The 12,569-nt window shown below is 65.4% G+C and carries 9 protein-coding genes, 3 tRNA genes and 1 pseudogene; 5 read left to right on the top strand and 8 right to left on the bottom strand.

The features are described from left to right. Nucleotides 1-297, bottom strand: a pseudogene (locus tag RT551_RS19815) (ribonuclease R); the annotation flags it as partial. 129 nt (nt 298-426) lie between these two features. Between RT551_RS19815 and RT551_RS19810 the strand changes: the two are divergent. Continuing rightward, nucleotides 427-511 (top strand) — tRNA-Leu (locus tag RT551_RS19810). Between the two features lie 41 nt (nt 512-552). Here the strand turns inward: RT551_RS19810 and RT551_RS19805 are convergent. Next, on the bottom strand, nt 553-1,239 hold the full coding sequence (locus RT551_RS19805) for a glutathione S-transferase family protein (protein WP_313461698.1): 687 nt from the start codon (nt 1,237-1,239) through the stop codon (nt 553-555). An 87-nt stretch (nt 1,240-1,326) separates the two neighbouring features. Here RT551_RS19805 and RT551_RS19800 point away from each other — a divergent pair. After that, nucleotides 1,327-1,413, top strand: a tRNA-Leu gene (locus RT551_RS19800). 132 nt (nt 1,414-1,545) lie between these two features. Further along, nucleotides 1,546-1,632, top strand: a tRNA-Leu gene (locus RT551_RS19795). Nucleotides 1,633-1,987: 355 nt separating this feature from the next. On the opposite strand, the gene RT551_RS19790 is transcribed toward RT551_RS19795, so the two are convergent. The 5 genes from RT551_RS19790 to RT551_RS19770 all read right to left on the bottom strand — a co-directional run bounded on the left by RT551_RS19790 (nt 1,988) and on the right by RT551_RS19770 (nt 7,847). Beyond that, the gene (locus RT551_RS19790; RefSeq protein ID WP_313461695.1) at nt 1,988-2,221 is read right to left on the bottom strand and encodes a hypothetical protein; all 234 of its coding nucleotides are present in this window, start codon (nt 2,219-2,221) and stop codon (nt 1,988-1,990) included. A gap of 921 nt (nt 2,222-3,142) precedes the next feature. Next, nucleotides 3,143-4,720 carry a DHA2 family efflux MFS transporter permease subunit gene (locus tag RT551_RS19785; protein WP_313461692.1) on the bottom strand — a complete coding sequence of 526 codons (1,578 nt, stop codon included), beginning with the start codon at nt 4,718-4,720 and terminating at the stop codon, nt 3,143-3,145. A gap of 10 nt (nt 4,721-4,730) precedes the next feature. Beyond that, entirely contained in the window at nt 4,731-5,912 is a 1,182-nt protein-coding gene (emrA, locus tag RT551_RS19780) for a multidrug efflux MFS transporter periplasmic adaptor subunit EmrA (RefSeq protein WP_313461689.1), read from the bottom strand. Nucleotides 5,913-5,922: 10 nt separating this feature from the next. Beyond that, nucleotides 5,923-7,407 (bottom strand): efflux transporter outer membrane subunit, encoded by a 1,485-nt coding sequence (locus RT551_RS19775; protein WP_313461686.1) that lies wholly within the window; start codon nt 7,405-7,407, stop codon nt 5,923-5,925. Beyond that, a complete protein-coding gene (locus RT551_RS19770) occupies nt 7,404-7,847 on the bottom strand; it encodes a MarR family transcriptional regulator (protein ID WP_125359169.1) in 444 nt (147 codons plus the stop codon). The genes RT551_RS19775 and RT551_RS19770 overlap by 4 nt, the downstream gene beginning before the upstream one ends. A gap of 205 nt (nt 7,848-8,052) precedes the next feature. On the opposite strand from RT551_RS19770, the gene parC reads away from it, so the two are divergent. Next, nucleotides 8,053-10,296: a DNA topoisomerase IV subunit A gene (parC, locus tag RT551_RS19765; RefSeq protein WP_313461683.1), complete on the top strand. Its 2,244-nt coding sequence runs from the start codon at nt 8,053-8,055 to the stop codon at nt 10,294-10,296. A gap of 278 nt (nt 10,297-10,574) precedes the next feature. Here the strand turns inward: parC and bfr are convergent, their stop codons facing one another. Continuing rightward, nucleotides 10,575-11,063 carry a bacterioferritin gene (bfr, locus tag RT551_RS19760; protein WP_125359145.1) on the bottom strand — a complete coding sequence of 163 codons (489 nt, stop codon included), beginning with the start codon at nt 11,061-11,063 and terminating at the stop codon, nt 10,575-10,577. A gap of 151 nt (nt 11,064-11,214) precedes the next feature. Here bfr and RT551_RS19755 point away from each other — a divergent pair. Next, the coding region (locus RT551_RS19755; protein ID WP_313461679.1) for a penicillin acylase family protein at nt 11,215-12,569 on the top strand (1,355 nt) is incomplete at its 3' end.

Below are 12,569 nucleotides of genomic sequence, written 5' to 3'. Positions count from 1 at the left end.
GGCGATGGGCTGGGCGTAGCGTTCCGCCTCGCGCGCGGCGAAGGGGTCGTCATAGCTGCCGCTGGCGGCCTGCGGATGCGGATTGCGGCGGGTCGGCACGGGGACCCCGGTGCCCGGCTTGGGGCCGGCACGCTTGCCGCTGCGCGGCGGGGCGGGATTCTGCAGGGACTCGGGCATCCAGGGCGGCAGCTTGCCAGGCTTGGCAGCGGCGCGGGACTTGCCCGACGGACCAGCACCCTTCTTGGGGGCCGGAGACTTGGGGGCTTTCGCGCCCCGGGTCGGTTTCTTTGTTTTCATTGACCTTTATGGTAACCGCTGGCGGTGTGCATAACGGGTCATCAGAGGCCCGCATGCAGTTTTGTGAAGAAAGTGAAAAAAGTCGTTGACAAGCGCCCCGGACATGCCCAGAATTGCCGGCTCTGGAACGCCCAGGTGGCGGAATTGGTAGACGCACTAGTTTCAGGTACTAGCGGGTAAAACCGTGGAGGTTCGAGTCCTCTCCTGGGCACCAACGTTAAAAACCCGCGCAAGCGGGTTTTTTCGTTTCTGGCATCACCCTGCCGGGTCGAAATATTCTCGCGCCAACCCATCGCGCCCCGGGAAATACTTGAACCACGGCCGCGCGCCATCCACCACGGCCGCCACCGCCTGATGCGCCATCAAGCGCTCAAAGTAAGCCTGAAGACGCGTCGCCTCCTCCGGCAACGGCACATAAGCCACCGCATAGAACAGCGCCGGCGCGACCGCACAGTCCGCCATCGAGAACTCAGCACCGGCCAGCCACCCGCCGCCCTGCAGCTGACGATCCAGCACGGCATAACTTTTCAACAGCATCTGCCGGGCATCGGCCACCGCTGCCTCACTGCCCTGCCCGGCCGGCTTCAGCCGTTCGGCGGTCAGCGCCTGCATCGGGGTCATCACGTAGAAGTCCGAGAACCGGTCCCAGAAGCGCACGTCGAGGGCGGCATCCGCGTTTGCCGGAATCAGCCGAGCCTCGGCTATGGCGTAATGCTGCTGCAGGTATTCGATGATGATGCTGGTTTCAGCCACGCGCCGATCGCCGTCTTCCAGCAATGGCATCTTGCCCATCGGCGAGATGTCGGCGAAGGCCGCGCGCACGGCGGGGTCGCCGAGGTTGAGGAAGCGTTCTTCCATCGTTACCCCGAGCGCGCGGGCGGCGATCAGCACCTTCTGGCAGCACGACGACAGCGGGTGGACGTGCAGGACGGGCGTGGTCATCGGAGTTCCAAGCGATCGTGGTCAAACGAGTATCGCAAAATTCGTTGACAGCCCCCGAATGCTTCCGCATAATTCGCGGCCTGAGTCGCCCAGGTGGCGGAATTGGTAGACGCACTAGCTTCAGGTGCTAGCGGGGGCAACTTCGTGGAGGTTCGAGTCCTCTCCTGGGCACCATGACTCAGTAAATGATCAAACCCGCGAAAGCGGGTTTTTTCGTTTCTGCGCAACGCTCAATCGATGTGGGTGTTGATTGCGAAATGTTGTTGACACAATCGAGGTTCTCCCGCACAATTCGTCTCCTGAGTCGCCCAGGTGGCGGAATTGGTAGACGCACTAGCTTCAGGTGCTAGCGGGGGCAACTTCGTGGAGGTTCGAGTCCTCTCCTGGGCACCATGACTCAGTAAATGATCAAACCCGCGCAAGCGGGTTTTTTCGTTTCTGGCGTTTGGATTGTGATCGAGATGCCGGCCCTGTCTGGAATGCTGGGGCCCGGTAGCGTCGGTCGACAGACGACGGCCGTGACATCACCCGCGTTCGGTAACGCATGACCTCCGAACGGAGACGCGCTTCTTCGCCTGAGGTCATGCCCTACCGCGCCGATCACCGTTATCGGCGGTCGACTGTCGTGCGACCCTACCGGCGGCATTGCCGATGGCATTGTCGATTGCATTGCGGATGACATTGCCATCGGCAGTGCCGGATACCCGAGCACCATCCAAAGGGCGGGAAACCGCCGGATGCGAGGACATCACCGCGATCGCGAGGATTCGCCGCTGGCTGGATCTTCAACACCCACACCCATTGCACCGGCCGCGTCGTCGCTTGCTTTGCGGATGGCGTTGCGCCGCAGCTTTGCATCCTTCGCACGCGACTCCTGCGCAAGTTCCACCAGCCGCTTCATGAACAACCGGACCGCCTCCGCCGGCGCGTAATCCAGGCTCTTGGTCACGCCTTTGAAGTCGCGGCGCAGATCGTCTTCCACTCGCGCACGTAGCCAGACCGGCTTTCTCATCGGCGTGCCCTCCGCCGGAACTGCGGGTGATGCGTGTACGAACGTTGTGTTTGCATGGCAAACCTCCTGCAGAGTGCGACCCCCGCCGAAATGGCGAGGGGTCGGGAGGTTAGAACCGTGAAATTTCCAGAGGAAAACGGCGGGCATATTCCCTCCTCGCGGAGGTCTTTTATTAGCCACCCTCCCGACGCAGGATGTACGACTCCCACGCAGGACACCATCTGGAAATTTCGGAGATTCTACGCTCCGGGGCCTACCCTGCAGGAATCAGATGCCGATAAAAATAGGCATTTGCGACGCAATCGTGGCGGGTTTTCGGCGCAGGGGCAAATGGTGCGACGCAATCGGCGCGGTTGGTTTGCGGGAGGCTTGTGGGAGTAGTGCGGTGCGCGCGAAGGTGGTGCGGGTGTCGCGCGTTGGTGGATGTTTCAATGTGTGACGTGCGTTCGCGTTTATCAGGCGTGCAATGAAAACCCCGGAGTGGTGATCGCGTCGCATGCGTCACTTCGGGTCATGCAGGGAGCGCGCTTCGATCAGGGGTTCATGCGTTAAAGAACGTTGGTGATTTCACGGCGATCGTCTTTCGACCGATCCCACCAAAGCGGGTCAAGGCCATCTGAGCGATGGACTGGTTTTGATTTCCCATGGCCCCCGACCATGTGTCGGGGGGCCATCGGATGGGGGGTACGGGACCGTTGAAAACATGGATGTTTTCGACGAGCCCCCATGGATGGGTTAACGGCGTGTCCCGTACCCCCCATCCGATGGCCCCAGGCACGTAGACCCACAGCCGAGGGTTGTTCGCACGAATCCACCAGCAGCCGGGCAAGCCCGGCTCTACGTAGTCCGTCGATTGCCGACGAGGAGGCGGTGCGTCGAATGCCGGCGGAATCAGTGGCCGCCAGCGGAAGCAGCGCCTGCGCCGGCACCGAACGGGGGCTTGGCCAGCCACAGGAACGCGATGATCGCCAGGAACACCCAGCCCAGCAGGAAGAAGATGTCGTTGAAGCCCATCTGCGATGCCTGGTGGTTGATGATGTTGTTCAAGGCCGCTGCGCCGTGCTGCAGGTCGCCCTGCCCCATTGCCGCTACCTGCTCCTGCATGCCCGGGTCATACACCGAGATGTGTTCGGTCAGGTGCGCATGGTGCTCCTGCGTGCGGTGTGCCCACAGCCACGTCGTCAGCGATGCCGCGAAGCTGCCACCCAGCGTTCGCAGGAACGTTGCCAGGCCTGAGCCCGCCGCGATCTCACGGCCGTCCAGGTCCGACAGCAGAATCTGCAGCACCGGCATGAAGAACAGTGCCACGCCCACGCCCATGATCAACTGCACCCCCGCCACGTGGGTGAAATCCACCTGCAGGTTGAAGTTTGAACGCAGGAAGCTCGTGAACGACAGGAACACGAATGCAAACGACGCAATCATCCGCATGTCGAAACGCGACGCGTACTTGCCCACGAACGGCGTCATGATCACCGGCAGAATGCCAATCGGCGCTGTTGCCAATCCCGCCCAGATCGCCGTGTAGCCCATGTCACGCTGCAGCCACTGCGGAATCAGCAGCGACACACTGAAGAATGCCGCATACGCCACCACCATCGCCAGCGTGCCCGCACGGAAGTTGCGGTGCCGGAACAGGCGCAGGTCCACGATCGGGTCTTTGTCGGTCAGTTCCCAGATCAGGAACACCGCCAGCGCCACCACCGCCACACAGGCCAGCACCACGATCTTCGCCGAGGCAAACCAGTCTTCGTCGTTGCCCAGGTCCAGCACAAGCTGCAGCGCACCCACGCCGATCACCAGCGTGATCAGGCCGATGTAGTCCATCTTCGGCTTTTCGATGTGCTCCGGCCGGTCCTTCAACTGGCTGCCCACCACCAGCGCTGCGAAGATGCCCAGCGGTACGTTGATCAGGAAGATCCACTCCCAGCTGTAGTTGTCGGTGATCCAGCCACCCAGGATCGGGCCGCAGATCGGTGCCACCACCGTGATCATCGCCAGCAGCGCCAGCGCCTGTCCGCGCTTCTCTCGTGGATAGATCGACACCAGCAGCGACTGCGTGATCGGGTACATCGGCCCCGCCACGAAACCCTGCAGCGCGCGCGACACCACCAGCATGCCCATGCTCTGCGCCAGGCCACACAGCAGCGACGCCACCACGAACGACAGCGTCGCCCAGATGAACAGCTTGGTTTCGCCGAAGCGACGGCTCAGCCAGCCGGTCAGCGGCAGCGCAATCGCCGTGCTCACCGCGAACGAGGTGATCACCCAGGTGGCCTGCTGCGAGCTGGCTCCCAGGTTGCCTGCGATGGTCGGCAATGAAACGTTGGCGATGGTGGTGTCGAGCACCTGCATGAACGAGGCCATCGCCAGGCCAGCAGTACACAGCGCGACATTGGCCGGCCGGAAGGCACCGGCCGCCGACGGCGCGCCCGGATTACCGGGCGCGGTAGGAGCTTGTGCGGACATCGTTTCGGTCTCAGCTCGCCTTGGCCTGCTGCGGCAGGTTGGCCTGGATGATGGTGTGGATCTTGTCGTCAGCGCTGTGCAGCTGCTTGGCGTACACGTCGGTGTCGAACACCTGGCCCTTGGCCGCTTCGGTCGGCAGCACGCTGCCCTTCTGGTCGCGCAGGCTCACTTCGGCCTTCATCGACAGACCAATGCGCAGCGGGTGTTCGGCCAGCTGCTTCGGGTCGATGGCGATGCGCACCGGCACGCGCTGCACGATCTTGATCCAGTTGCCGCTGGCGTTCTGCGCCGGCAGCAGCGAGAACGCCGAACCGGTGCCCAGGCCCAGGCTGTCGATGCGGCCGGTGTAGTGCACCTCACCGCCGTACAGGTCCGACTTCAGCTCCACTTCCTGGCCCAGGCGCATGTGGCGCAGCTGGGTTTCCTTGAAGTTGGCTTCCACCCACATCTGCTCGGTCGGTACCACCGCCATCAGGGCGTTGCCCGGCTGCACGCGCTGGCCGACCTGCACCGAACGACGTGCGACGTAGCCGGTGACCGGTGCAACGATGCCGGCACGGGCATTGTTGAGGTACGCCTGGCGCAGCTGCGCGGCAGCCGCCTGCACGTCCGGCTGGGTCGCGATCACGGTGTCGTCGACCAGCGCGCGGCTGCGCTCGAAGGTCTCGCGCGAACCGGCCACGGCCGCTTCGGCGGCGGCCAGCTCGTCACGGGCGTGCGCCAGTTCTTCGTTGGAGATCGCACCGGTGGCAGCCAGGTCCTTGCGGCGGGCGAAGTCTTCGCGCACGCGCTTGAGGGTGACGTTGCGGGCATTCAGTTCGGCCTGTGCGCCTTCCACGCTGCGATACAGGCCGCGCACTTCACGCACGGTCTTGGCCAGGGTGGCTTCGGCCTGCTGCAGCGCTACTTCGGTGTCGGCCGGATCCAGCTGCACCAGCAGCTGGCCGCGCTCCACGCGCATGCCGTCGTCGGCGTTGATCGCCACCACGGTACCGCTCACCAGCGGGGTGATCTGCACCTGGTTGCCCTGCACGTAGGCGTCGTCGGTCTCTTCGAACCAGCGGCCGAACATGAAGTACCACAGGGCGAACGCGGCCAGCAGCAGGACCACGATGACCACAAGGCCGCGCAGCAGCTTGCCGCGGCGGGACGGAGCTGCCGGCGCGGCAGCGGGAGCAGAAGTCTGGCTCATGAACGTTGTCTCAGGAATGCGTGGAATCAGTGGGGGCGGCGAGCGTGGCGGTGTCGCTGGACGGGGTGAACCCACCGCCCAGCGCCTGGCTCAACTTCACCGAAACAAGAATCTGGCGGGACTGCAGCTCGGCCAGGCGCTTCTGCGCGACCAGCAGCTGCTCTTCCACCACCAGCACGTCGAGGTAGCTGCCAATGCCGGCGCGATAGCGCTGCTGGGCGAGGTCCTGCGCGGCCTGCGCGGTGTTCAGCGCCTGCTGTTGGGCCGCGGCCTGGTCAGCCAGCGAGCGCACTGCGTTGACCTGGTCGGCCACCTCGCGCAGTGCACCGACCACCGACTGGTTGTAGTCGGCGACGGCCAGGTCGTACTGCGCGTCAGTCTTGTCCAGGTTGGCGCGCAGGCGGCCGCCGTCAAAAATCGGCAGGCTCAGCGCCGGGCCGAGGAAGGCGAAGGTGGAGCTGCTCTTGAGCAACTGGTCCACTTCACTGTTGACCACGCCGCCGAGCGCGGTGAGGTTGAGGCTGGGGTAGAACTTCGCCTTGGCCGCGTGGATCTCCTTGCCGGCCGCTTCCACGCGCCAGCGCGCGGCGACGATGTCCGGGCGACGCCCCAGCAGTTCGCTGGGCAGCACGCCAGGCAACTGCAGCGCCAGCGGGTTGAGCACCTTCGGGCGTTCGATCTGCAGGCCACGGTCCGGGCCCTGCCCGACCAGCGCGGCCAGCGCGGTGCGGGCCTCGTCGATCTGCTGCTGCGCGGCCTGCAGCTGCTGCTGTGCGGCCGGAATGCGGGTTTCGGCCTGGCGCACCTGCAGGTCGCTGTCGATACCGGCACTGCGGCGCTGCTGGGTCAGCTTCAGGGTCTTCTGCGCGCGCTCCAGTTCGCCATTGGCCACGTCATGCAGCTGCCAGGCGTAGCCGAGCTGGGCATAGGCTTCGGCGATGGCGGCCGACAGATCCAGGCGTGCGGCCTGCGCGTCCACTTCGGCGGCATGGCCGCTGTCCACGGCGGCTTCCCAGGCGGCGCGCTTGCCGCCCCACAGGTCGATGCCGTAGCTGAAGCTCAGATAGCCCTGCACGCTGCCGGCGTAGCTGCCGCCCATCTCGTCGCCGACCATGGATTCGGGCAGGCGCACGCCGGTGTAGCCACCGGAGGCGTTCAAGCTGGGCAGGCGGTCGGCACGCGCGGTGCCAATCTGCGAACGCGCTTGGCGCAGGCGCGCGTCAGCCGCGTCCAGGCCCGGGTTGTGCTGCAGGCCTTCGGCGATCAGCGCGTCGAGCTGGGGATCACCCAGCGCGCGCCACCAGTCGGTGGCCGGCCAGCCGGGCTGGCTGAGGTTCTGGCCGGCCAGGGTGCGCTGGCTCTGCAGGTGATCGGGATCAAGCAGCTGGCCCTGCGGTTGCAGGCCGCCGGTGCTGGCGCAGGCGGACAGCGCCAACGCCAGTGCGGCCGGCAGCAGCGGCTGCAGCCGGAAGGTGCGGAAAGTAGAAGTGGTCATGGCGTCGTCAGGGAATCGCGAACACGGGTCAACAGGGAAAGCAGCTGGGCGCGCTCATCGGCGCTCAGGTCACGCATGGCGTCATTGATGGTGGCCTCGCCGCGCAGCTTGAGCCGGGCCCACAGCGCGCGGCCCTCGTCGGTCAGCACGATCTGCAGCGCGCGCCGGTCCTGGGCGTGCGGCTCACGGCGCACGCAGCCCAGCGCTTCCAGCTTGTCCAGCAGCCGGGTCACCGCGCTCGGCACCTGGTCCAGCGCCTGGGCCAGCTCGTTGGCAGTGCACGGCGCGCGGAACGACAGCACCTTCAGCCCCAGGTAGTGGGTGAAGCCGATGTCCAGGTTTTCCTCGGCCATCGAGATGTCGAGCTGGCGCATCAGGCCGTCGCGGACCTGACGCAGCAGCAGACCCAGGCTGGGCGGGGTGGTTTCGGGGCAGATCATCATGGGTGCGCACTTTACTTCCACTCAATATATTTCTCAATGGAAATATTTAAGTTGGAAGCAATTCAACTGTAACTGCATTCAGGAGCGTGATGACGGGGGTCGATTTCTTCACATGGCTTGGCATCCCCCGCCGCATCCGGATAATCGACCGCCTGCGAGGGCGACAGCCGTCGCCGTCCTTTGCCACAGGTAACAATCCCGCATGACCGATCTAGCCCGACCCGTGTTCCACGGCTTTGAACAGCTGCCCCTGCGCGAGTACGCCGAACGGGCGTACCTGGATTACTCGATGTACGTGGTGCTGGACCGCGCCCTGCCGTTCATCGGCGACGGGCTCAAGCCGGTGCAGCGGCGCATCATCTACTCGATGAGCGAGCTGGGGCTGAACGCGGCCTCCAAGCCGAAGAAATCCGCGCGCACCGTGGGTGACGTCATCGGTAAGTACCACCCGCATGGCGACAGCGCCTGCTACGAAGCGCTGGTGCTGATGGCACAGCCGTTCTCGTACCGCTACCCGCTGATCGAGGGCCAGGGCAACTTCGGCTCCAGCGACGACCCGAAGTCGTTCGCGGCGATGCGTTACACCGAATCCAAGCTGACCCCGATCGCCGAAGTGCTGCTGGGCGAAATCAACCAGGGCACCACCGACTGGGTGCCGAACTTCGATGGCACGCTGGAAGAGCCGACCTGGATGCCGGCGCGCCTGCCGCACCTGCTGCTCAACGGCACCACCGGCATCGCCGTGGGCATGGCCACCGACGTGCCGCCACACAATCTCAACGAGATCGTCAGCGCGCTGCTGCACCTGCTGGATGACCCGGACGCGACCATCGCCGACCTGTGCGAGCACGTGAAGGGCCCGGACTACCCGAGCACGGCGGAAATCATCACCCCGCTGGCCGACCTGCGGCAGATGTACGAAACCGGCAACGGCAGCGTGCGCGCGCGTGCCACCTTCACCAAGGAAGGCAACAACATCGTGGTGACGGCCCTGCCGTTCCAGGTGTCGCCGTCGAAGGTGATCGAGCAGATCGCCGCACAGATGCGGGCCAAGAAGCTGCCGTGGCTGGAAGACCTGCGTGACGAATCCGACCACGCCAATCCGGTGCGGCTGGTGCTGCTGCCGCGCTCCAACCGCGTGGATGCCGAACAGCTGATGGGCCACCTGTTCGCCACCACCGACCTGGAACGCAGCTATCGCGTCAACATGAACGTGATCGGCATGGACGGGCGTCCGCAGGTGAAGAACCTGAAGATGCTGCTCAGCGAATGGCTGCAGTTCCGCCAGGCCACGGTGACCCGCCGCCTCAACCATCGCCTGGAAAAGGTCGAGCGTCGCCTGCACCTGTTGGAAGGCCTGCTGGTGGCGTTCCTCAACCTGGATGAAGTGATCCACATCATCCGCACCGAGGACGAACCGAAGGCGGCGCTGATCGCGCGCTTCGGGCTGAGCGAAGACCAGGCCGAGTACATCCTGGAAACCAAGCTGAAGCAGCTGGCGCGCCTGGAAGAAATGAAGATCCGCGGCGAGCAGGACGAGCTGGCCAAGGAACGCGACAAGATCCAGTCGATCCTGGACAGCAAGGCCAAGCTGAAGAAGCTGATCCGCGACGAGCTGACCGCCGACGCGAAGAAGTTCGGTGACGCCCGCCGTTCGCCGCTGGTGCAGCGTGGCGCGGCCCAGGCCATCGACGAAACCGAGCTGGTGCCGAGCGAACCGATGACCGTGGTGCTGTCGGAGAAGGGCTGGATCCGTGCGGCCAAGGGCCATGACATGGACCCGTCCACGCTCAACTACCGCGAAGGTGATGCGCTGCTGGGCTTCGCGCGTGCGCGCAGCACCCAGCAGGTGGCGTTCCTGGACAGCGAGGGTCGCGCGTATTCGACCGCGATCCACACCCTGCCCTCGGCCCGTGGCAACGGCGAACCGCTGACCGGCCGCTTCTCGCCGGCCGCCGGCAGCGCCTTCATGACCCTGGCCAGCGGCGAGAACAACACCCGCTTCGTGCTGGCGTCGTCGCACGGCTATGGCTTCGTGACCCGCTTTGAGAACCTGGTCGGCCGCAACAAGGCCGGCAAGGCGATGCTCAACCTGACCTCGGGTTCGAAGGTGCTGACGCCTTCGGTGGTGGCCAATGCGGAAACCGACCGCATCGTGGCGGTGACCAGCTCGGGCAACCTGCTGGCGATTCCGGCCAGCGAGCTACCGGAACTGGACAAGGGCAAGGGCAACAAGATCATCGAGATTCCCAAGGCCAAGCTCGCCACCGAGCGCGTGGTGGCGGTGGTCGCGGTGTCGCCGGGCAATACGCTGCAGGTGCACAGCGGTGCGCGCACCATGAATCTGTCGTTCAAGGATCTGGAGCAGTATCTGGGGGCGCGTGCGACCCGCGGGCATCTGCTGCCGCGTGGGTGGCAGAAGGTGGAAGGGTTGAGCGTGGAGTGACAAAAATGGCCGGGGTAACCCGGCCATTTTTTTTGTAGAGCCGGGCTTGCCCGGCTGCTCTTCGTTCCGGGGTCATGAACCCGTCGGCATTGCTTCGGTGGGGTTCAACGTCGGATGCGGCAGTGACGCGTGGTTATTGCGCGGTTGGACGCTTGTGCCGCGCGTTGCGCGGTTGCCGGGCAAGCCCGGCACTACGAATTGCTACGTGCGCAGGACGATCCGGATACATCAAAAGCGGGACGGCTGGCTGGCGGTGGCTGGCTTGCGTCCCACGTGTCTCAATGTGCGGCGGTGCCCTTGGCTTCGATCTTGCTGGTCTGGTACAGGGCCAGGCCGATGCGCTTGATCAGGCTCAGCTGCTGTTCCAGCCACCAGGCGTGGTCTTCCTCGGTGTCCTTCAGCTGCACCAGCAGCATGTCGCGGCTCACGTAGTCCTGGTGCTGTTCGCACAGCTTCATGCCGGCGGCGAGGTTGTTGCGCACGCTGTACTCGGTGTCCAGGTCCTTGCGCAGCATCTCTTCCACGGTTTCACCGGGTTCGAACGCATGCGGACGCATGTCCGGGTTGCCGCCCAGGAACAGGATGCGACGCAGCAGCGCGTCGGCGTGCTGGGTTTCCTCTTCCATCTCATGGTTCAGGCGTTCGTACAGCGCGAACAGGCCCTGGTCCTCGTAGCGGCGCGAATGGATGAAGTACTGGTCGCGTGCTGCAAGCTCGCCGCGCAGCAGTTCCTTCAGGCAGGCGATGACGTCCGGGTGACCTTTCATGGGGGGCTCCTTGTGAATCGATGCGCGCATGGTGCCCTATCTTTCGCGACGGTGATCTAATCGGAATCAGTCGCAGTTGCGCTCGCAGCCCGCATTCACGCTTCATCCACAGGCCCTACAATCGGCGTTCCACCGGAGGGGAGGTCGCGGGATGCGTCGTTGGCTGAAGCGGGTGCTGGGGTTGGTGCTGCTGTTGGGGGTTGTCGGGATTGCCCTGGTCTGGTGGCTGCTGCGCGGCAGCCTGGCTCCGCTGGACGGGGAACACACGCTGGCCGGCCTGCAGGCCCCGGTGACCGTTCAGCGCGATGCGCTGGGGGTGGTCACCATCGATGCCGCCTCCCAGGCCGACGCAATGCGCGCCCTGGGCCAGGTGCATGCGCAGGAGCGCTACTTCGAGATGGACCTGATGCGCCGGGCCGCCGCCGGTGAACTGGCCGAGCTGTTCGGGTCGGCGGCGGTCGACGTGGACAAGCGCATGCGCGTGCATCGGCTGCGCGCACGCACCGACGCCCATCTGGAGGCGGCCATGGGCAGCCAGGCGGCGGTGATGCAGGCCTATGTGGACGGCGTCAATGCGGGTGTGGACGGCCTGCGCGTACGCCCCTGGCCGTACCTGCTGGTGCGCCAGGCACCGGCGCGCTGGAGCGCGACCGATTCGGTGCTGACCGCGCTGGCCATGTATGCCGACCTGCAGGACCCGGGCAATCAGACCGAGCTGGCCATGACCCGGATTCGCGAGGTGGTGCCGCCAGCGCTGTATGCGCTGCTTGCGCATGACGGCAGCGAGTGGGATGCGCCGCTGTTCGGGGAGGCGCGGGGTAATGCGGTGTTGCCGGAGCAAGAAGCCCTTGACCTGCGTGACGACCAACGGTCGTCACCTACCGGGTCCGGTTCCGCTTCCAGCACGGCGGTGCTGGAAGCGGACGTGAAAGGCAGCAACAACTTCGCGGTGGCCGGGGCGCTGACCGCCGATGGTCGCGCCATCGTGGCCGATGACATGCATCTGGGCCTGCGTGCGCCCAGCCTGTGGTTCCGGGTGCGGCTGCGTTACCCCGACCCGGCCGCGCCCGGCGGCAAGGTGGACGTCAGCGGTTTCTCGCTGCCGGGCCTGCCGGCAATTGTAGTGGGCAGCAACGGGCACGTGGCCTGGGGTTTCACCAACAGCTTCATCGACAACGCCGACTTCCAGCAGGTGGCGGCGCATGCGCCGGGCATCCGCATCCACAATGAGCGCATCCGCGTGGCCGGTCAGCCCGACGTGGTGTTCCGCGTGCGTGAAACCGACTGGGGGCCGATCCTGCACGAACGTCCGGACGGCAGTGGGCAGGCGCTGCGCTGGACCGCGCAGCAGCCGGGCGCGGTGCGCCTGGACTTTGCCGAGATGGCGCGCGCGAGTGACCTGGACCAGGCGCTGGCCGTCGCCGACCGCGCCGGGATTCCGACCCAGAATCTGGTGATCGCGGACAGCGCCGGCCGAATCGCGTGGCGACTGATCGGCGCACGCCC

The organism is Stenotrophomonas sp., from assembly GCF_032103445.1.
Classification (GTDB): domain Bacteria; phylum Pseudomonadota; class Gammaproteobacteria; order Xanthomonadales; family Xanthomonadaceae; genus Stenotrophomonas.
The sequence above is the reverse complement of the archived record's forward strand: the minus strand, read 5'-3'. Positions and strand labels throughout refer to the sequence as shown.